Consider the following 20,299-nt stretch of genomic DNA (forward strand, 5'->3'; position numbering starts at 1 on the left):
GGGTCCTTTCAATATGCAGGGGGCGGGCAAACCTACGTCTGCCCGCCCCCTGTCGCTAATCAGATAGCTTGGGCAGCAACTGCTTACTCGGAAGCAGCCTTCTCGGTCTTCCAGCCATCGACGAAGGCGTTCTTGACGCCGTCCCACTTGGTGTTGTCGGCAGCATAAGCGATGAGAGCCTGCTTGAGGTTCTTCTTCCACTCCTCGGAGGGGATGTAAACGAAGTCCCAAGCGACGGTCTTCTTGCCGTCCTTGGCCATAGCAACGGCCTGCTGAGAGAAGACGTTGGTGGTCTCCTTAGCGCTCTTGAACGGGGCGGTCAGGCCCATCTTGTCAGCGATGATGCTGGTGGCGGTGTCAGAAGTGACGCACCAATACATGAAGTCCTCGGTGGCCTTCTGGGCATCCTCGGAAGCCTGGGAGCTGACGCACCAGTAGTTCTCGCCGCCGGAGCACAGGCCCTGGTTCTCCTCGCCGTCGACGCCGATGTAGATCGGCAGCATGCCGAGCTGGTCGTCGGTCATACCGGCCTTGGTGAGGTCGGCGTAGGCCCAAGAGCCGTTCTGGTAGAAGACGGCCTTGCCGGTTGCGAACTCGTTGGTGGCGTCGTCACCGGTCTTGGAGGCGAGCTGCGAAGGATCGCAGGTGGAGTCGGTGATGTACAGGTCGAAGATCTGCTTAAAGTTGTCGAGATACTCGCCCTTGATCTCGTCGTCCTCCTGGTTGTGCTCCTTCTCGAACTCGTAGTAGAGCGGGAGGTTGGCGAGGTGGGTGGTGTAGCGCCAGCTGGAGGAGTCATCCATGCCGGCGGAAGTGAAGGCACCGTCAACGCCGAGCTCGTCCTTGCGGGCCTGGATGTCATCGGCGCAAGCCTTCAGCTTGTCGAAGGAGTTGATGTCCTCGGCCTTGTAGCCGGCCTTCTCGAGGAGCTCCTTGTTGTAGATGATGCCGTAGCTCTCCTGAACCCAGTCGATACCCAGATCCTTGCCGTCGGACTGCAGCGCCAGGGAGTCGTCGATGAGCTCGCCGCGGAGCTTGGTGTCGGAAAGATCGGCGCAGTAGTCCTTCCAGTTCTTAAGGCCGGTGGGGCCGTTGACCTGGAACAGCGTCGGAGCGGAGCTCTTGGACATCTCGGACTTGAGCTTCTCCTCGTAGGTGTTGGAGGCGGCGGTCACGATCTTGACCTCGACGCCCTTCTCCTTCTTGTACGCCTTGGCGATCTCCTTCCACTCCTTGTCGACCTCGGGCTTGAACTGGAGGAAGTAGACCTCGGCAGCGTCACCGGAAGCAGAGGAGCCAGAGCCGGCAGAACCACCGCAGCCCACGAGGCCCAGACCAAGAACCGCAGCCGCGGAACCAGCAAAGCCCAGGAACTGCCTTCTGCTCATTTCGTTCTTCATTACAATCCACCCTTTCACACCGTGGCGGCACCCTTTGCCGCCGCCTTCGGAGATTGGCTCGGGGACTTTGCCCCTTTTGCTGACTTGTACAATACGCTATTTGGCTAGTTGTTTGAACAAGTATTACTAGAGCGGTAGAAAAACTTCGGTGAACGGTAATTTCAACTTGATACTTGACAAGTTTTGTATAAACAATTATTTATTATCGAATGCAGAGAAAACGCCCGATCAAGCCGATGCATCGTCGGTTTGACCGGGCGTTTTCGCTTTGAGGGCATGAGTCTCGTCAGGCTGCGAGCTAGCCGGCTATCGCTTGGAGTTGACGCGGTAGTGGAAGATCTCGGGATGCGTGCGGGCATGCGTGACCTCGAACAAGATGCCGTCGGAGGTGTACGACTGGCTCTCCATAACGGCGACGCAGTTGTACTTGCCAAGGTCCAAGTAGCTGCAGTCCTCATCGTTGGCGAGCTCGACACTCACCGTACGACGGCTCGCCATCACTTTGACGCCGCGCTTGTGCTCCAGATAGCCGTAGATAGAATCCGCCGCGATCTCGGGGGTCAGGCCCTTGGCGATCGACGCCAAAAAGTAGCCATGGTCCACTTGGCGCGCGCTGCCGTTGAGGCTTCGGACACGCACTACGCGAATCAGCTCCTCGCCCACCTTAAAGCCCAGGCGACGAGAGAGTTGCTCAGTGCAAATCAAATGTTCAAAAGACTTGACCTCGGTCGATGCGACGGCATTGTTGCGTTTTGCGAACTCGCCAAACGACTCAACCTCTTCGAGTGCGCCCAGCATGTCGGTTTCGCCCTTAAGCCAAATAACGCGCACGCCCTTACCGTGTATAGGCTGCACAAACATCTGGTCGGCCAGCATGCTCAAGGCGCGTCGAACGGTATTGCGCGTGCAGCCAAACTCCGCGGTCAGCTCGGCTTCGGTTGGCAGCATCTCCTGAAACGCATAGGTCCCGTTGATGATGCGCGAACGGATCTCGCGGTAGATTCCTTCGTAAATCGCTTTTGGCATGATTTCACCTCTAATGAATATGTATGGCTAGGCACGATAGCATTTCTTTGGGTTGTTTAAACCGTCTATCGGCAAAGCACCGATTATTAACTGTCAACGGCGCCCGTGATGCTCCAATCGATTCGAATCAAAACCAACAATGCGGCGAACGCTCACTCCCCTACAATTAACTCATTGTTTAAACGTTCCACCGCAGACACGGCGGGCTTATGGTCGAGAGGCAGAATATGCTGCAAAAAATCCAACGCTTTGGCGGGGCAATGTTCGCGCCCGCCATGCTGTTTTCTATATCAGGCCTCATGGTCGGCATCTCCGCCCTCGCCACGACCGTAGACATCGTCGGCGACCTCGCCGTATACGGAACCCCTTGGTACGTTTTCTGGACCATCATCCAGCGCGGCTCGTGGACGGTCTTTAAGCGCCTTCCACTCCTTTTTGCCGTAGCGCTGCCTATCGGTCTTGCCCAAAAGCAACCGGCACGCTGCTGCCTCGAGGCACTCGTGGCCTATTTTGCCTATTGCTTCTTTTTGAGCGAGATCATTAAGCTGAGCGGAGACAACCTTGGGCTTAAGTACCCATCATCTTTGACCCCCGCCAGCGGTATCACCGTCATCGACGGCATCAAGACGCTCGACACCGGCATTATCGGCCCGCTGGCGGTATCGGCAACCGTCGTCGCCATCCATGACCGCTTCTACGATGCCAAGGTTCCCGATTGGCTCGGCACCTTCTCGGGTTCCTCGCTGGTCTACCTCATCAGCTTTTTTGCCGTGTTTGCCCTTGCCGCCATCTCGGCCGCCATCGTGCCCTTCGCATACGCCGCGACCGAAACGCTGCGCCACGCACTTGCGGGCGTCGGCCCCTTCGGCGTGGGCATCTTTGTGTTTTTGGAGCGAGCACTCGAGCCCATGGGGCTGCACCACCTGCTCTATATGCCCATCTATTACGACAATCTGGTCATTCACGACGGTATTTACGCCACGTGGACCAACCTACTCCCCATTCTCTCCCATAGCACGCGCCCTTTAAATGAACTTGCGCCCTGGGCAGGTTTTACCGCCACCGGCTGGGGCAAGCTCTTTGGCCTTCCCGCCATCGCGGCAGCATTCTATTTCACCGCCAAACCCGAACGCCGCGCCAGCCTTAAGGTCATCCTTTTGCCCGCCATCGTCGCCTCGGTGGTCTGCGGTGTCACCGAGCCGCTCGAGTTTCTCTTTATGTTCACCTATCCTGGACTCTTTTTGCTCTACGCCGTCCTATCCTCCTGCCTTGCCATGACCATGAACTTCTTTGGCATCGTCGGCATCTTCTCGGGCGGTCTCATGGAAATGACGGCCTTCAACTTCATCCCACTCATGCGAATGCATGCCGGCTCCTACCTTTTGGCGCTCGGTATCGGTCTTGCCTTTAGCCTCATCTTTTTTGTTAGTTTTCGAGCACTCATCTTGGTCTATGACCTTAAGACGCCGGGCCGCGAGGATCATGTCTCCAATCGCGCGGCAATCGATCGTTTAACGGGAAGCGGCTTTGCCAAAGAGCAATCTCCCAATGGCGAGGTCAGTATTCAATCCGATCAAGATCACGTCCTCGCTGAGCGGGTAATTCAGCTTTTAGGTGGCGTTGGCAATATCGTGGGCGCAACCAACTGCGCCACGCGCCTGCGCGTCGAGGTCGCAGACCCTTCCATCGTTGCAGATAATGCGTCGTTTGTCGCGGTGGGCGCCAAGGGCCTCATCATTACGGGCAAGACCGCCCAGGTGATTATTGGCATCTCCGTTCCCCGCGTTAAAGAGCATTTTGACCAGATCATGGGCCTCGAGCCGGGATTTGTGTCCACCACCTCGGCCTCCCCTGCCGCCAGCGCAGCCCATAAGCGCGGCGATATCTGCTTCTTCGATATCGACGGAACACTCGCCTGGCAAGACCCTCGAGTGGCACAAGAGCTTCCCGAGAGCGAGCGAGACCTCTCCCCCTATCCCAATGAAGCGGTCTCGCAAGCCATCCGTGATTTTGTCGCCAAGGGCAATATGGCGTTTATCTGCACAGGGCGCACGCTGAGCTGCATCCATCCAAAGCTGCTCGAGCTGCCCTGGACCGGCATCGTCTGCCTCGCGGGTGGCTATGTCGAACTTGAGGGACACGTGATTCGCGATTTGGCGATGACGCCCGGCATGCTGCAGCGCCTTGCTCCCATTCTTGAGCAATCGGACGAAGTGATTCGTTTTGAGGGACTCAATGGCGTCGTTCGCATGAGTGCCGATGCGCCCGACGCCCCAGGATACGCCCGCACCGTGGGCGATGCAATTACGCAGCTGCAACATTACAGCGCCTACAAGATCTTAATGTCCACGTCGCTTGCCAACCGCATCGCTCAGGATCAAGCGTTTGAGCCGCTGCTCTGCTTTAACGAGCTCGAGCTCGAAGTGACCGAGATTTCGCCTCGCGAATGTACCAAGCGCGAGGGTATCCAGTCCGTACTCGACGCCCTCGATCCCCACCACGGAACCGTATACGGCATCGGCGACGCCAGCAATGACGTCTCGCTGATGAACGCCGTCGACGTTGGCATCGCCATGGGCAACGCACCGGACTTCCTCAAGGAAAAGGCCGACTATGTCACCGACAGCATCGACCACGACGGCGTCGTCACCGCGCTCGAACACTTTGGGCTTATCTAGCCAAGCCCCTACCGCACTTGCGGCCGCATGGACCAATCGTCTTCAACCGCCGCGCTCGACGCCCTAATGTGGCAATATGTTGTCTGCATAATGCAACGATGCAACCTATCAAAGAATGCGAGAACCCGTGTCCAGTCCGTTTACCAGCTTTTTAGCCCAGCACTTTGACCAGATTAACGACTATCTGGCCACGTTCTTTGACGGACAGGCGACTTCCGCCGATATCGAGCGTTACCTGTATACCCCGCTCTCGGCATTTACGGCAAACGCTGGCAAGCGCCACCGCCCGCTCATCTGCATGCTCGCCGCAACCGCAGTGGGCGGTAGCTTTGAGAGCGCCCGCAGCGCCGCGGCGGCCATCGAGCACTTTCAGTCGGGCGCACTCATCCACGACGACATCGCCGACAACGGGCAGATTCGTCGCGGCAAGCCCTGCATGCACCTTACCGAGGGCACGGGCCTTGCCATCAATTGTGGCGACCTGGCGCTCACCATGGTCACCAAGACGGTTCTCGACGATCCCACGCTCGAGTCCGACGTGAAGCTGCGTGTGCTCCACGAGCTTACCGAGATGATCGTCCGCACCATCGAGGGTCAAGCGCTTGACCTGGGTTGGGTCCGTGACGAGCGCTTTGATATCTCGGTTGATGACTACCTGGACATGGCGACGCACAAGACCGCGTATTACAGCGGAGCCACGCCGCTTGCCGCCGGAGCCATTATCGGCGGCGGCAGCGAAGAGCAGGTCGAGGCGCTACGCGCCTTTGGCCTGCACACCGGCCTTGCCTTTCAGATTCAGGACGACCTGCTCAACTTGGTCGGCACCAAAGAGGCCGCCAACAAGGACTTCCGCACCGACATCACCGAGGGCAAACGCACGCTCGTTGCCGTGCACGCCCTGTCTGATGAGCGCCATCACGACGAGGTCGAGGCAATCCTTTCCTCGGGCACCGAGGACCCCGCGCAGCTCGCGCGCGCCGTGGAGATCTTCCAGCAGACCGGCTCCATCGAATATGCTCACGCCTACGCACTGGACCTGACCGCAAAAGCCAAGGCTGCCATCGAGAACGTTGAGCTTGACCCGCACGCACGCGAACTGTTCCTCTCCATGGCAGATTTCTTTGTGGAGCGCCTCAACTAGCGGGGGTCACAAAACCTGTGGGCAGCGCGTTTGGGTACAAGTTGCTACACTGTTGAGTGCATGTTTATGCATTGTCTCGCGTTGTCTATCCGACACGCGCTCAAAATAGTACGAATCGTACGCCGAAAGGGGTTCGTTCATGGAACCTATTACCACGGGCATGCAGGGAGCAGCCGTCGAGGATGTTCAGTCCCGCCTTCTGCAGCTCGGTTACACCATCGATGCCGACGAGGTCGCCGACAAGCGCTTTGACACCACCACCGAGCAGGCCGTCAGCACCTTCAGGCTCGACAGCGGCCTTGCTGCCGGTCATGCCGTCGATATCCCCTGTTGGAGCGCCCTGGTCGACGCCTCGTATAAGCTGGGCGACCGCACGCTCTACCTTCGCATGCCCAATTTTCACGGCGCCGACGTCAAGGCCCTGCAGCGCGCTCTCAACGTTTTGGGCTTTGCCTGTGGCGAAGACGACGGCTACTTTGGTCCGCATACCGAGGCCGCCCTGCAGCAGTTCCAGGAAAATGTCGGCCTGTTTGCCGACGGCATGGCCTTCCAGGACACCTACGCCTACATCAACCGCCTGCACCATGTGTGGGAGGGCAAGCCCTCGGTCACCGAAGCCGAGTCTCGCATCGGTTTTGCGCGCGCCGCCAACGTGCTCGAGCGTTTCCAGATTGCCGTCATCGGCGAGGACCCTATCGCGCGCAGCGTAGCATCGCGCATGTGGAACATCGCCACGGCGACGACCGACAGCAGCGGCATGATGCTTTGCGATTCCGAGGTTCCGACCGATGTCGACCTGGTGCTCGAGATCGCAAGCGACGAGTTGCCTGCAGACGCCGCCCCGCGCGCCACGATCGCCCTCGCCGAGTGCCACAACCTGGCCCAGCGCATCCGTACCGCCAATGTCGCCGCACAGCAAAAGCCGGCACGAATTCGCATCGAGCTCACCGGCATGACGCGTTACAACGGCACCTTTACGGCCAGCGACGCGCAGACCCTCGCCGTACGCCTACTCGACGGCGTTTGCGATGCCCTCGCAGATTAGGTAAACTAGACGAGTTGCTTTTGGGCAACACCACACATTGGGACGTAGTTCAACGGTAGAACTCCGGTTTTTGGTGCCGGCTGTTGGGGGTTCGAATCCCTCCGTCCCAGCCATTAAAACTGAGCGCCCTAAGCCCATAACGGCCCAGGGCGCTTTCTTGTGGGCAAGCGGAGGAATTCGAACCCGCAAGGGTGCGGAGCTGAGGAAACGCGAAGCGTTTTCCAGCGCAGCACGCAAGGAGCGAAGCGACGCAGCGGGGCGCGGCCGCCGACCAGGCGGACGCGGAATCCCTCCGTCCCACACCAGCCAAGAGCCCCTCACGTCAAGCAAATCGAGCCAACGCCGCCAAGCGGAGGGATTCGAACCCGCAAGGGTGCGGAGCGATGCAGCGGGGCGCGGCCGCCGCAGGCAGACGCGGTGTCGGCACTTGGGGACGCTCCTAAGTGCCGGCATTATAGGAACGTCCCCAAGTGCCGGCTCGGGACTATTTTCGAGGACCCTCCGAAGGACTGTGGCCAAAAAACGGCAAATATGAGTACTGTCACCGTTGTAGCTACATTATTTTCGTTAATAAAAGAAGATCTTAATGAGATTTATTCGCATCAAGGTCTTCCTTTAATGAACACTTGAGGAGATACGGCAGCTTATCTGCTCGATCGACACGTCAAATCACCTTAAATGTGGTCAAAATTACTGCTACTAAAAGAGTATCAGTACTCATTTTTGTTTTTTTTTGGCCACGGCTCTTTATAGACACCCTGCACAGCGACGGTGGTAGATTTCGGAACGTGTCCGTCAGCCCCGTTCCGAAAAGCGAGCCGCATGCAACGGCCAAGCCACGACAGGCCCCGGGAGAGCGGGGACACCGGCTTAGGTTTATCGCGAGTTCCGCACGAACAGGAGGCCACTTAATGTGGCCTCCGTCGTGAGCAGGACTGTAGAGCAGGAAACCTAAGCCGGTGTCCCCGCTCTCCCGGGGCCGGCGGAATTTAGTTGTTCAGCATGCGGTCGAAGCTTCCCGAGTCGCCATCCCGATAGTCGGCGGTCATCAGAATCTCCTGCGGAATGCGCCCGCCCTCGCGCAGCACATTGCGGAACTGCACGCGCGTGACCATGGGCAGATCCTTGATCGTCGCCGCCAAGTTCTGCGGCACGCCCTGGTTGGCAGCCGCGGGCTCGCACTCGCCGCCGGCCTTCACGCGACGCTTATGCTCGGCGAGCATGGCGCGGTACATGCCGGCATGCAGGCGAATCTCAACCACATTGGCATTGCGAGCCTGCTCGACGATGCGCGCGCCCTCGCGGTCGATATCGCCCACGTAGTAGACGTAGTTAAAGCGATAGCCGATCTCAGCCAGATAATCGTCCAGGGCATGCGAGACGCTCGCCTTGCATCCGCCGCCAAAAATCACGCCGCCCACCTTGATGCCAAAGAGCTTAGCGTGCTTGCGGCCGCGCAGGAGCTTGACGATCTCGTCATAGGTGTCCAGGTTCTCGACCATAATGAACGGCTTATCGGCGCCCAGCGTAAAGAAACCCGTAAAGTGCACGGGGCGGTTGGGGGCGACCTTAATCGCCTGCATGCTGATGCCCTTTTCGGTCATACGCCGAATTAGACGCTCGCCGTGCTTGCCGTCAAAAGCCTTCTCGTCGTTAAAAATCTGGTAGGCACGCTGGCGGCGCGAGGCAACCGGCGTATCGGCACCTCGGTTTTGCTCGATCCAAGCCTGGATGATTGCGATTTCCTCGGCAATCTTGCGGTTGGACATCTCGTTGTGCTGAGTGCGCTGCGGAGCCTTTTTGCCGTCCTTGCCCTCGACCTTTACGATCTGTGTCTGCTGCTCCTTGATCTTAGAGAGCGCCGTAGGCGTAGGGACAACTTTGAGCAGCTGCCTGCCTAAAACGCGGGCAAGGGCAAACGCCGATACCTCGCCGTGGACGGCCGACTCGGGCTGCTGGGCAGCAGCATCTGCTGCGGCAGACTCCGGCTTCTTCTGAGACCTGCGCTTAGAATCGCCTTGGGAATTGCGCTCGCGCTTCGGCATAGACGCCTGCTTCTGCGGACGATCGGACTTGCTCTCCTTCGCCGGCTGGCGCTTAGGCTGCCCCGAAGAAACCTCGGCCTTCGCATCCTCGTCCTGCGGCGTGGTCTTCTCGGCTGCAGTCTCGGCATGGGAACTGCGACCCCCGCGATGGCGACGGCGGCGAGGCCTGCTCGACGCGCCCTGCTCCGTCTGCCCATCAGTAGGCTGCTCGCCCTTGGCCTCGGCAGCAACCTCAAGCTGCGGCTCAACAGGCTTCTGCTCGCGAGCCGCCGGCTCAACGGTTTTCTCGGTTTGTTCGGCCTTCTCGGCCTGAGCGGTCGGAGCCGGCTCGCCCTTCTCCTGACGCCTTACGGGATACGCGCGCCTCGCAAAACCACGTCCGGGACGACATGAGCCCGGGGCCTTCTTGGCAGACTCCTCAACATCGTCTGCGGCCTCGGAAAGCTCTTCAACCTCATGCGCGACATCCTGCTGCGCAGCCTTAAAGTGGGCACCACGGCGACGCTGGGGCTCCTGGGCCTCCACGGGCTTTTGCTCCTTCGCGGGCCTCTGCGACTCGGCAGCAACCTCGTTCTCAACAGCCTCGGCATCCGTCTCACCCTTTTGAGCAACGGCGCGACGGAAGCGCTCCTGCTGGGCGCGACGCTGCGCATCGCGCTTGCCACCCCCGCCAAAACCGCCGCGCCCTGCCTTGGCCGTAAAGGCACGCACGACGTTCTCATCGAGCAACTCATCGGTATCAACATGCTCACGCGGAGCAACTTCTTCCACAGCAGGCACGTCAGCGGAATCCTCGACGACAAAATCTTCGACGGACTCGGCAGGCTGCTCCTGGGCATCGCGGATCTCGACATTGATGGTATAGAACGCCGGGCGCCCGTTAATGCCGCTGCCCTCGATCTTGGTCACGATATTTGCCGCGATAAGCTCATCGCGCATCGCCTTGGTATCGCATTCCTTATCGACGGAGCGGAAAATCTGCGCCAGCGCGCTCGACTTAATCTTGAGCGCCTTGCGGCAGAGCAGGTCGTAGGCAACCAGCTTGGCGCGCTCGGCAGAAAGCGACGTCTGGCTGCTCAGACGCTCAGCCAGAGCATCGACATTGTTTTGATTATCGGAATATACCGTCTTGGCCACGGGGCCCCTTTCATATGCACACATATACGTCCATATGGTACAACGCACGAGCCTATCCACGCAAAACATCTGCGAGAACGCCCTTGCACCACCTGTTATCACAAGAAAAAAGACCGGGTCCGCTTGATTGCGGACCCGGTCTTTCCGAGTCAAATAGATGGGAGATTCAACCCGTCCGACCGACTAGGCCTTAGCGGCCTCGGCGTCGGCAGGAGCCTCAGCGGCAGCGGCGCGACCGTACTCGGCCTTGCCCATCTCGGACCACTCGGGCTCCTCGTCGGGCATGGAGCCGGCCTCCTTGCCGAAGAACTCCTTGAGACAGTTGACGGCAACGATGAGGCCCAGGACCATCAGCAGGACGGCGAAAACGAGCTGCAGGCCCTTGGTGGCGGCGACGGAGACGGCGGCCGTGGTGGCGGTAGCCGGGATGGTGCCGAAGAAGCCGTAAGCCTGGACAGCGGTCATGCAGCCCATGGCGCTCTGGACCAGCGAGGTGAAGGTGCAGCAGAGCAGGAAGGCGACGGGCACGTAGAGCATCCAGCCCTTGCGGCCGGTGCACTTGCAGAACACGGCGAGGGTGATCATGGTCATGCCGCCGAGCAGCTGGTTGGAAGCACCAAAGAGCGGCCAGATGTTGGCATAGCCGCCAAAGGCGAGGGCGAGACCGGGAAGCAGGGTGACGACCGTGGCGAACCAGGGGTTGCCGAGAACCTTCATGTAGCCGGCCTTGGACTCGATGGCCAGGGCGTCGTTGGTCTGGGCAAAGAACTCGGAGAACGAGGTGCGGGCGATGCGGGCGACGGCATCGAGCGAGGTCAGGGCCAGAGCGGAGACGTTCATGGTCATGAAGACGGTAGCGAGCGTGCCGTCAACACCGAAGGCCTGCATACCGCGGGAGATACCAGCGGCGAAGATCTGGAACGGGGTGGAAGCGACGCCGGCGTTGAGGGCACCAGTGCCGGCGGTGTTCATATCGGAGAACATGATGCCGGCGACGATGATGGCAAGGATGCCGACGAAGGACTCGACGATCATGGCGCCATAACCGACCTTGACGGCGTCCTGCTCCTTCTCGACCTGCTTGGAGGAGGTACCAGAAGAAACGAGGCTGTGGAAGCCGGAGAGGGCACCGCAGGCAACGGAAACAAACAGGACCGGGAACATCATGCCAGAAGCGCTGGAGAAGCCGGTAAAGGCCGGAGCGGTGATGGTGGCCTGGCCGTTAACACCCAGGACGACGATACCGAGGACAGCGCAGGCGATCATGACGATCATCATGATGGAAGTGAGGTAGTCGCGAGGGGTCTTGAGCATCTGGATGGGCATGGCGCCAGCAAAGACCAGGTAGACCATGACAACGGCGAACCACTGGAACTTGTCCAGGTAGACCGGGAACTGCATGCCGACGGCAAACATGAGAACCATGAGGACCACGCCGGTGACGAACTCGGTAGCACCGGTGAGGTTGAACTTCTTCTGGGCCCAACCAAAGGCGATAGCGACGAAGGTGAACAGGATGGAGATGGTACCAGCGCAGCCGGCGGCATAGGACTTGGTGAAGTCGATGGCACCGGTAGCAGCACCAGAAGCGTCAACGGCCAGGGTGAACATGAACGTCTTGCAGACCATGTCGGTGAAGGCAGCGATGACGATGATGCAGAACAGCCAGCAGAACAGCAGGAACAGGCGACGGCCGGTCTTGCCGATGTACTTCTCGATGAGCTGAGCGAGCGACTTGCCGTTGTTCTTCATCGAAGCGTACAGAGCACCAAAGTCGTGGACGGCGCCAAAGAAGATGCCGCCGACGAGGACCCAGAGCACGACGGGCAGCCAGCCAAAGGCCATGGCGACGATCGTACCCGTGACAGGGCCAGCACCGCAGATCGAGCTGAACTGGTGCGAGAACGCGGTAAAGGCGGAGACGGGCGAGAAGCTCTTGCCGTCCTTCATGCGCTTGGCCGGCGTGAGGGCCTCTTTGTCAACGCCCCACTTGTTGGCCAGCCAGCGGCCGTAGCCCAGATAGCCGCAGGCGAGCACCGCCGCGGCCACAACCATGAGCAAAACTCCGTTCATTACATTTCCTCCTCTAAAAAGAACTTCCTAGACATAAAAAATGAGGGCCGTCGGTTGCGCTCGACGGCCCTCATCTTCATCAGCCGCCCGTTATCGTACGGGCTAGCTGTATGTGCTAACCCGCATCAGATAATTACTACGCTGATAATGTTTAGCTGATGCGTGAACATGTCTAAGAAATCCTCTTCAATCATGATGTGAACGATCCGTGCGTGTTCACATCCCCAGTGGTTGAAAAGGAGTATGAAACTTTAGTTACCTAAAGTCAACGCAAATATGTAATGAATTTTCAACTTTTTTTGAATTTCTCGGTATAAAACGCCACTGACCTCTGACTTTATCCGACAAAAGTTTTTGCATGAGAGATGTCCCTCGGGAGCGGGCGGGCGTATACAAGGTTTCCTGCTCTACAGTCCTGCTCGCACGGAGAGCACATTAAGTGCTCTCCGGCTCGTGCGGAACTCGCGATAAACCTTGTATACGCCCGCCCGCTCCCGAGGGGCTCCCATCCCAAATGCAGAGCGAAAGCTCCGCACACCAACTTTTTCTTTCAGCTAAAGCACGCCGGAAATTCGACGCGGGCTAACTATCCTTGCCGGACGTTGTCGACGCCGATCCAGCCCAAAAGCTATATCGATACAGAAAGGTCCCCGACCGGAGGGGCCGGATATAAGGTTTATCGCGAGTTCCGCACGCAAAGAAGGCCACTTAATGTGGCCTTCGTCTTGCGCAGGACTGTAGAGCAGGAAACCTTATATCCGGCCCCTCCGGTCGGGGACCGCACCCGTATGACTACAGCGTCATGTTCGGATCGGCATCGACGTCGAACGGCGAGATTTCGCCTCGGTCGAATTTACGGCGGGCAACCTCTGCGATCATGGCGGCGTTGTCGGTGCACGCCGAAAGCGGTGGCACCGTTACGCGGATCCCCTGACGCCCAAGCTTCTTGATCATCATCTCGCGCAGATGCGGATTAGCCGAGACGCCGCCGCCGATGCAGTATTCCTTGCATCCGGTGGCATGCAGGGCGTTTTTGGCCTTCTTGTACTGAACGTCAAAGACGGCTGCCTCAAACGAAGCCGCCAGATCGGGCAGGTGAATCGTGCGCCCGGCCTTGGTCTCCTGCTCGATGTAGAGCGTCACGGCCGTTTTAAGACCCGAAAGCGAGAAACGATAGTCTCCCCTGCTGTTAAGCGCGCGAGGAAAATCGATCGCGCGGGGGTTGCCCGTCTCGGCCAGCTTGGAGATGATGGGGCCACCGGGATAGCCCAGACCCAACGCCTTGGCTACCTTGTCGAAGGCCTCGCCCACAGCATCGTCGAGTGTCTCACCAAGTACCTCGTAGTCGCCCCATGCCTTCACGTGCACGAGCATGGTATGACCGCCCGAGACGAGCGTGAAGATAAACGGCGGCCTGAGATCGGGCTGCGCCAACAGGTTGGCAAACAGGTGGCCCTCCAGATGATTGACGCACACGAGCGGCTTGCCGGCAGCATACGCAAAGCCCTTGGCAAAGGCGACGCCCACCACCAGGGCGCCAACCAGGCCCGGACCCTGTGTCACGCCCACGGCGGCAAGCTCACTTGGTGTAATGGCTCCGCCCGTAAGGCCCAGCGACGCTGCGGCGTCCTCGAGTGCCGCATCCACGACACTCACAATCACCTCGACGTGTTTGCGCGAGGCGATCTCGGGCACCACGCCGCCAAAGCGGGCGTGAAAATCAATCTGTGTCGACACCTGGTTGGCCAGCATATTGCCATCTGCATCGATAATCGCCACCGCCGTCTCGTCGCAGGAGCTCTCGATAGCGAGCACTAGGCGGCGATGCTCAATCTCGACACGTTCCTCGGCAGAGCGCTTGGGCGCAGACAGGGGCCATGCGCGTTGCTCGGCTGCCGTCGGCTCGGGCGAGGCGTTATCGACCGGAAGCACGAGGGGAAGTGGGGCCGTCATGACGATGGCGTCCTTGCCGGCACCGTAATAGCCACGACGACGGCCAGCCTCGGTAAAGCCCAGAGCGTTATAAAGCGCGATCGCTCCCTCGTTACCGTCCTCGACCTCGAGCGAAGCCGTAGTGCAGCCGAGCATCTGGGCATCATAGCTCACGTGCGACAGCAGCTTGCGGGCAATGCCCTCACGGCGATGTGCCGGGTCGACGGCGACATCCAGAATCTGCACATCACCGTCCACGACCATACCGCCGGCAAGGCCCAGCAGCTTGCCGTCGTCGTGTGCCACCCACCAACTACGCGGCGCAGCGACGTCCTCGCCCAGTTCGGACAGGAACATGCCCGGCGTCCACGCCTCGTGTCCGGCACCTTCAAAGCAGGCGGCCTCCAGCGCGCTCGCGCCCTCGGCATCCGCCGCGCCCATGGGACGGAACTGCAGATGACGACCGGCGAGCTCATCGGCAACGCCCGTAATTTCGCTCTGTGCACTCTCAGCAAGACCAAGACGCTTGCGCTCGTTTTCCTCGGCATCCGAAAGGCGCGTGTAAATCGGCAGGACGCGAGCCGGATCGCCGTCACCCGCAGCGTGCGCGAGCAGCAAGCCCTCGCCCGAAGGCCACCACAGGTCGCGCTCCACGCAGCGGGCGGTCTCGTCCTCACCCAGCAGCTTGCCATAGCGCACGAGACCGTCACCGGTCAGCTGAACCTGGTCCCAGTCCGCTGCTCGGCGCCACTCATCGAGCGCCACGGCGGCCTTGACCACGTGTTCGCGCTCAAATTGACGCTCGGGGCCCTCATCGACCAGCATATACAGCGCCGGATATACCTCACCGCGCATAGCATCGGCCAAGATACCAAGCTTGCCGCGCACGCCAGCCTTCCACGCCGTCCAAGCGCAAGCGTCGAGCGTCGACACGCCCAGCAGCGGAGCATTGGCACCGCGCGCGAGGCCCTTGGCAGTGGAGATGCCGATGCGCACACCCGTAAACGACCCCGGGCCGCGGCCGACCACGTAGCAACCAACATCGCTGCGATCCAGACCGGCTTGAGCCAGCATGCCATCAACGGTATTCACGAGCTCAACGTTGGCGTGACGGCGACACATGTGGTCGCCACTCACGAGCTTCGTCTCGCCCGTCTGCCCATCAATCCAGCTTGCCGCGCAGGCAAGCATGTCGGTCGAGGTATCGAGCGCCACCACCAGCGCGTTGTCGTTATGCAAGCTCATCTTGTACAGCCTTATCAATCAAATGGGAAAGCTCCATTGCGCGGTCACCGTGCGCCTCGAGCGTTATCGTTCGCACATCACTGTCGCCCTCATCACGCTTGAGCGTCACCGAAAGATACTCATCCGTCAGCTCGTCTTGGAATTGTTCGCCCCATTCCAGCAGGCAAGCACCCTCATAGCCCAGCACATCGAAAATGCCCGTATCCTCGAGCTCGTAGGCATGCTCCAGGCGGTATAGATCAAAGTGAAACAGCGGAATACGACCTTGATCGTGGACGGCCATGAGCGCAAACGTAGGGCTCGTAACCATATGCCCATCGCCCAGCCCGCGCGAGACGCCCTTGGTAAAGTGAGTTTTGCCCACTCCCAGGCCACCGGTCAGGATGAGCACATCGCCGTCCTCAAGGCACGGTGCAATTAGCTCGCCAAAGTACTCCGTATCGGCAGCGCAAGTCGTTTTGTAAGTACCTACCCCCAGGCGCTCCAGGGACATATATGCTCCTTATTATTCCGAGGCGTCCTCTGGTGCGGGATGTCGCTCCAGATAGTCGCCCAGCATCTTAAAGTCTTCCTCCAGTAGCTCCTGCCACGCCGGATTGCGTAGCGCTGCTGCCGGATGGAAAGTGGGCATTACTACAAAATGCCCCATCTGGTGGAACCTGCCGCGCAGCTTAGTAATGCCAATCTCGGTCTTAAGCACAAAGTGCGTCGCGGGGTTGCCGAGCGTCACAATAATATCGGGCCAGATGCTTCGAATCTGCTCACGCAAAAACGGCGAGCAAGCCAGCACTTCCTCGGGACGCGGATTGCGGTTTCCCGGCGGGCGGCACTTAAGCACGTTGGCAATGTAGAGGTCTTCGCGTTTGAGCCCCGCCAGCGACAAAATGCCGTTGAGGTCCTCGCCTGCCGCCCCCACAAAGGGCTCGCCCTGCAAATCCTCATTGCGGCCCGGCGCCTCGCCAATAAACATCACGCGAGCGTGGGGGTTTCCCACGCCAAACACGATGTTATGGCGCGACTGGTAAAGCTGGCAAAGGTGACAATCGCCCAGAACGGCCTCGATCTCCTCGAGTGCGACCTCACGCGGCGCCTGATGGCTATGGCCGGGGATGTGCATGACGCCCATAGCGACTCCTACACGTAGACTTTGTCGAGACGCATACCAAAGCCGCAAGCGACCTCGTAGTTAATCGTGCCGCGTAGGCGCGCCATCTCGTCCATGGTAATCTCGGCATCTCCATCGCGGCCGACAATGATCATCTCGTCACCATACTCGGCCTCGGGAATCTCATGCGCCGGGTTGGACTGAATGGCGACCATAAACTGGTCCATGCAGATATTGCCCACCTGACGCACACGCTCGCCGCGATACAGCACGTCCATACGATTGGAAAGCGTACGCGAAAGGCCATCGGCATAACCGATCGGAAGGGTGCAGATCTGAACGCGCGTGCGCGGTACGCGGTAGGTAAAGCCGTAGCCCACGCCCTCGCCCATCGCAGGATGCGCCACGCGCGTCACACGCGCGTGGACGCTCATGACGGGATCAAGCTGCATCACGCGACCACTCAGCTCACATGGCTGCAGACCATACAAACCGATGCCGGCACGAATCATGTCAAAGTGCATTGAAGAATCGAGCATCGAGGACGGCGTATTGGCACAATGCACGATACCGCATTCAAAACCTGCGTCCTTAATGGCCTGAACGGCCTCGGTAAAACGCTGGCACTGCAGCTTGTAGTCCCAACCCGAAGGTTCATCGGCCGTGGCGAAGTGCGTAAATACGCCGTCGCACTGAATACCGCGATGGAAATTAATACCGCGGACAAAGTCGAGCACCTGCGTGTAATGTACGCCAATGCGGTTCATGCCCGTCTCGATGGCGAGATGATACTTGCCCACCTTGCCCGCCGCGACGGCACATTCGCCATACGCAAGAGCAAAGTCAGACGTATAGACCGAGGGCATGATATCAAACTCGAGCAACGTCGGAATGGCCTCGATAGGCGGCTCGCTTAGGATGAGGATGGGTTTCGTAATCCCGCCCTGTCGGAGCTCAACGCCCTCGTTAACCGTCGCCACGGCAAACATGTCGGCACCGGCCGAATACATGATCTTGGCGCACTCAACAGCTCCATGACCATAAGCATCGGCCTTGACCACGCAGCACAGGCGCTGACTCGGATTCAACAAGTTCTTATAGGCCCTCGTGTTGCGACGGAGCGCCCCGCGGTCGATCTCGACCCAGGACCAGCGCGTCAAATCGGCTTTATTCATGATTAGTCATCCGACCCTTCGTCCATGATTCCCAGATCTTCGAGCGCATCCTTTGCCGCCAGCTCCATGGCAGGACCGATCAAGTCGATAAGATCGGTTGCGATAACGCTCTTCTCACCATACTCCGTCGCCGCGGCAAAACCGGCGTAGCTGTGAAGTGCGACGGCGTACGAATACAGCAACTCCCAACGATCCATCTCGTCGCGCATGGTGGCAAGCGTGCCGGCCAAAATACCCGCGAGAACATCACCCGAACCGGCAGTTGCCAGAGAAGCCGGACCCGAGAGTGGCAGCAGCACGCGCTCAACGCCACAGATAGCCGTCGTCGGCCCCTTGGCTATGACCACCAGATTGTCGGAGCCTGCAGCCCAGACAACCTTCTGCGCGGCCGCAATCGCGGTACCAAGGTCGTTCACCTCGTCACCGGCAACCAGGCGCGAAAGCTCACGATAATGCGGCGTCATAACCAACGGCTGCTCGCGACGATACATCTCGGGGTTACTATCAATACCGTCAATGGCAATCTTAGCAAGGCAGTTGAGTGCATCGGCGTCCAAAATTAGCGGTACCTCAAGCTCGAGCAAGCCCGAAACCACCTGCATAGCGCCAGCAGACGTCGTCATACCGGGACCGCACAGCACGCAGCTGTACTTCTTTGCGATCTCACACACCGTCATGCGCGCAGCGGCGCCAAAGGAGCCGCGCGAATCAGACGGAATAGCAAAGACGGGAATCGAAGGAAGTGCCATGCGAATGAGATTGGCACAGGCGTCAGGAGCCGCGACTGCCACGTAACCAGCACCCGCGCGAGCTGCAGACTTGGCCGCCATAATGGCAGCACCAGGATATTGCGCCGATCCGGCGACAATAAGCACAGAGCCACGGGAATACTTATCGATATTCGATGGTAGCGGAGCAAAGTAATCAACTAAGTCACCGGGCTCGACAATCTCGGCGGCGTGGTCAACATCATCGATGACTTCGTCAAGACGGTCGTAAAGATTGCCGCAGATCAAATCGCCAGCATACTCAGGGCCATCAGCGCTATACAGACCAATCTTGGGCGCAATCATCGTCACCGTGCGCTCGGCACGAATGCAGTCGTCATCAACAACGCCCGTCTCGGCATTCAGGCCCGAGGGGACATCAATGGATAAGACACAATCGGCGCATTCATTGACCGTAGGAATCCAAATGGAGAACGGCGCACGCAGATTCCCGTGGAAACCGGTACCAAAAATGGCATCGACAACAACATCCGCCTTATCGATCAAAACCTCGAGTTCGTCACGCGAGGGACCGACGCAAACGTGCACATCGCGACCGGCAGTTCGACGAGCAACATGACGTGCCAGAGTAGCAGGAATCTCATCCGGCTCAACCGGAGAAACGATATCCACGTCCACACCCTTGTGGCTCAAGATATCGGCGGCAACCCAACCGTCGCCGCCATTATTACCAAAACCGACCAGAACGAGAACCCGATCGGGATTGAGCTTCAAGACCTCGTTGGCGGCAAACTCACCCGCTAGCTCCATAAGCTCGGCCTTCGAAGTCCCTTCGCGTTCGATGATATCCTCGAGACGAACGACTTCTTCGGTACTCAAAACCGGTTTCATCTATGCTCCTAGCGTATCTTGCGAAGCATCGCCCAAGTGCTCCGTCAATGCTGAATTCTGCAGCTGCTCAAGCTCATCTAAAACAGAGCGAGCCTCTTTAAATGTCTGCGCAACGCGTTTCTTGTTGCTCACCTTTTCTTCCTTAGGCTTAGGTCGAGCATCCTCGGTGATTGCAATGGCATTAGCGACAGCCAAGTCACCCGTAAGGGTAATAGAAAGAGCGACCTCGACAACACCCAAATCCTGGGCGATTTCGAGAGCACGACCAGAAAGCAGAGCCTTCGGTTTGCCGAGTTTATCACGCGTTACCGAAACATCCTTGCGACCCACGCCTTGACTAAAACCCGTGCCAAGAGCTTTAAGCACCGCCTCACGCGAAGCAAAGCGGCTCGCATAGTGAGCAGCGGGACGCGATGATGCATCGCAATACGCACGTTCTTCTTCGGTAAACACACGCCGAGCAAACGACGGCGTCTTTTCAAGAATTGATTTCATGCGGGAAATCTCGACGATATCAACGCCGATACCAGCTTCAGCCATGTTCACCTCCATATCGCACAGACTAAGTTATTGTAGCCCGTTCACAGAAGATGCGACAAACGAGGGTTATAAAACACAGCTACTATGTGAGACAAAAGCCCGTAAACGCAAAAAAGGGGGAGGCCGCGAGGCCTCCCC

The 20,299-nt window shown here is 59.0% G+C and carries 13 protein-coding genes and 1 tRNA gene; 4 read left to right on the plus strand and 10 right to left on the minus strand.

Features of this window, described 5'->3' with window-relative positions; translation table 11 throughout:
* Positions 1 to 83: 83 nt before the first annotated feature.
* Positions 84 to 1,400 carry an ABC transporter substrate-binding protein gene (locus tag DXD56_RS08115; protein ID WP_055252173.1) on the minus strand — a complete coding sequence of 439 codons (1,317 nt, stop codon included), beginning with the start codon at positions 1,398 to 1,400 and terminating at the stop codon, positions 84 to 86.
* A gap of 306 nt (positions 1,401 to 1,706) precedes the next feature.
* A complete protein-coding gene (locus DXD56_RS08120) occupies positions 1,707 to 2,426 on the minus strand; it encodes a GntR family transcriptional regulator (RefSeq protein ID WP_055252172.1) in 720 nt (239 codons plus the stop codon).
* A 227-nt stretch (positions 2,427 to 2,653) separates the two neighbouring features.
* Here DXD56_RS08120 and DXD56_RS08125 point away from each other — a divergent pair, with 227 nt between their 5' ends.
* The 4 genes from DXD56_RS08125 to DXD56_RS08140 all read left to right on the plus strand — a co-directional run bounded on the left by DXD56_RS08125 (position 2,654) and on the right by DXD56_RS08140 (position 7,403).
* Positions 2,654 to 5,104, plus strand: coding sequence for a PTS transporter subunit EIIC (locus DXD56_RS08125; protein WP_158549382.1), 2,451 nt, complete (start codon positions 2,654 to 2,656; stop codon positions 5,102 to 5,104).
* A gap of 127 nt (positions 5,105 to 5,231) precedes the next feature.
* Positions 5,232 to 6,245 (plus strand): polyprenyl synthetase family protein, encoded by a 1,014-nt coding sequence (locus DXD56_RS08130; RefSeq protein ID WP_117640837.1) that lies wholly within the window; start codon positions 5,232 to 5,234, stop codon positions 6,243 to 6,245.
* Positions 6,246 to 6,384: 139 nt separating this feature from the next.
* Positions 6,385 to 7,290 (plus strand): peptidoglycan-binding protein, encoded by a 906-nt coding sequence (locus tag DXD56_RS08135; protein WP_199408914.1) that lies wholly within the window; start codon positions 6,385 to 6,387, stop codon positions 7,288 to 7,290.
* Positions 7,291 to 7,328: 38 nt separating this feature from the next.
* Positions 7,329 to 7,403: transfer RNA gene (locus DXD56_RS08140), tRNA-Gln, on the plus strand.
* 876 nt (positions 7,404 to 8,279) lie between these two features.
* Here DXD56_RS08140 and DXD56_RS08145 read toward each other — a convergent pair.
* The 8 genes from DXD56_RS08145 to acpS all read right to left on the minus strand — a co-directional run bounded on the left by DXD56_RS08145 (position 8,280) and on the right by acpS (position 20,161).
* Positions 8,280 to 10,472, minus strand: a complete 2,193-nt coding sequence (locus tag DXD56_RS08145; RefSeq protein WP_158549384.1) for a hypothetical protein — start codon at positions 10,470 to 10,472, stop codon at positions 8,280 to 8,282.
* Between the two features lie 183 nt (positions 10,473 to 10,655).
* Positions 10,656 to 12,545, minus strand: coding sequence for a carbon starvation protein A (locus DXD56_RS08150; RefSeq protein ID WP_117640839.1), 1,890 nt, complete (start codon positions 12,543 to 12,545; stop codon positions 10,656 to 10,658).
* A gap of 792 nt (positions 12,546 to 13,337) precedes the next feature.
* A complete protein-coding gene (gene tsaD / locus DXD56_RS08155) occupies positions 13,338 to 15,722 on the minus strand; it encodes a tRNA (adenosine(37)-N6)-threonylcarbamoyltransferase complex transferase subunit TsaD (RefSeq protein ID WP_117640840.1) in 2,385 nt (794 codons plus the stop codon).
* Positions 15,709 to 16,215: a tRNA (adenosine(37)-N6)-threonylcarbamoyltransferase complex ATPase subunit type 1 TsaE gene (tsaE, locus tag DXD56_RS08160; protein WP_006235849.1), complete on the minus strand. Its 507-nt coding sequence runs from the start codon at positions 16,213 to 16,215 to the stop codon at positions 15,709 to 15,711. Before tsaE ends, tsaD begins: the two co-directional genes overlap by 14 nt.
* 12 nt (positions 16,216 to 16,227) lie before the next feature.
* Entirely contained in the window at positions 16,228 to 16,848 is a 621-nt protein-coding gene (locus DXD56_RS08165; RefSeq protein ID WP_117640841.1) for a uracil-DNA glycosylase, read from the minus strand.
* 8 nt (positions 16,849 to 16,856) lie between these two features.
* The gene (gene alr, locus DXD56_RS08170) at positions 16,857 to 18,002 is read right to left on the minus strand and encodes an alanine racemase (protein WP_117640842.1); all 1,146 of its coding nucleotides are present in this window, start codon (positions 18,000 to 18,002) and stop codon (positions 16,857 to 16,859) included.
* A gap of 2 nt (positions 18,003 to 18,004) precedes the next feature.
* Positions 18,005 to 19,621 carry an NAD(P)H-hydrate dehydratase gene (locus DXD56_RS08175; protein ID WP_117640843.1) on the minus strand — a complete coding sequence of 539 codons (1,617 nt, stop codon included), beginning with the start codon at positions 19,619 to 19,621 and terminating at the stop codon, positions 18,005 to 18,007.
* Positions 19,622 to 20,161 (minus strand): holo-ACP synthase, encoded by a 540-nt coding sequence (acpS, locus tag DXD56_RS08180; protein WP_055252164.1) that lies wholly within the window; start codon positions 20,159 to 20,161, stop codon positions 19,622 to 19,624.
* Positions 20,162 to 20,299 lie beyond the last annotated feature (138 nt).

Origin of the sequence: Collinsella sp. TM06-3 (assembly GCF_003436395.1) — a bacterium.
Taxonomy (GTDB): domain Bacteria; phylum Actinomycetota; class Coriobacteriia; order Coriobacteriales; family Coriobacteriaceae; genus Collinsella.

Bases quoted from the DNA above. Each gene is read 5' to 3' on its own strand.
- DXD56_RS08115 (WP_055252173.1), bottom strand. From the start codon at position 1,400: ATGAAGAACGAAATGAGCAGAAGGCAGTTCCTGGGCTTTGCTGGTTCC.
- DXD56_RS08120 (WP_055252172.1), bottom strand. From the start codon at position 2,426: ATGCCAAAAGCGATTTACGAAGGAATCTACCGCGAGATCCGTTCGCGC.
- DXD56_RS08125 (WP_158549382.1), top strand. From the start codon at position 2,654: ATGCTGCAAAAAATCCAACGCTTTGGCGGGGCAATGTTCGCGCCCGCC.
- DXD56_RS08135 (WP_199408914.1), top strand. From the start codon at position 6,385: ATGGAACCTATTACCACGGGCATGCAGGGAGCAGCCGTCGAGGATGTT.
- DXD56_RS08150 (WP_117640839.1), bottom strand. From the start codon at position 12,545: ATGAACGGAGTTTTGCTCATGGTTGTGGCCGCGGCGGTGCTCGCCTGC.
- tsaD (WP_117640840.1), bottom strand. From the start codon at position 15,722: ATGAGCTTGCATAACGACAACGCGCTGGTGGTGGCGCTCGATACCTCG.
- tsaE (WP_006235849.1), bottom strand. From the start codon at position 16,215: ATGTCCCTGGAGCGCCTGGGGGTAGGTACTTACAAAACGACTTGCGCT.
- DXD56_RS08165 (WP_117640841.1), bottom strand. From the start codon at position 16,848: ATGGGCGTCATGCACATCCCCGGCCATAGCCATCAGGCGCCGCGTGAG.
- alr (WP_117640842.1), bottom strand. From the start codon at position 18,002: ATGAATAAAGCCGATTTGACGCGCTGGTCCTGGGTCGAGATCGACCGC.
- DXD56_RS08175 (WP_117640843.1), bottom strand. From the start codon at position 19,621: ATGAAACCGGTTTTGAGTACCGAAGAAGTCGTTCGTCTCGAGGATATC.
- acpS (WP_055252164.1), bottom strand. From the start codon at position 20,161: ATGGCTGAAGCTGGTATCGGCGTTGATATCGTCGAGATTTCCCGCATG.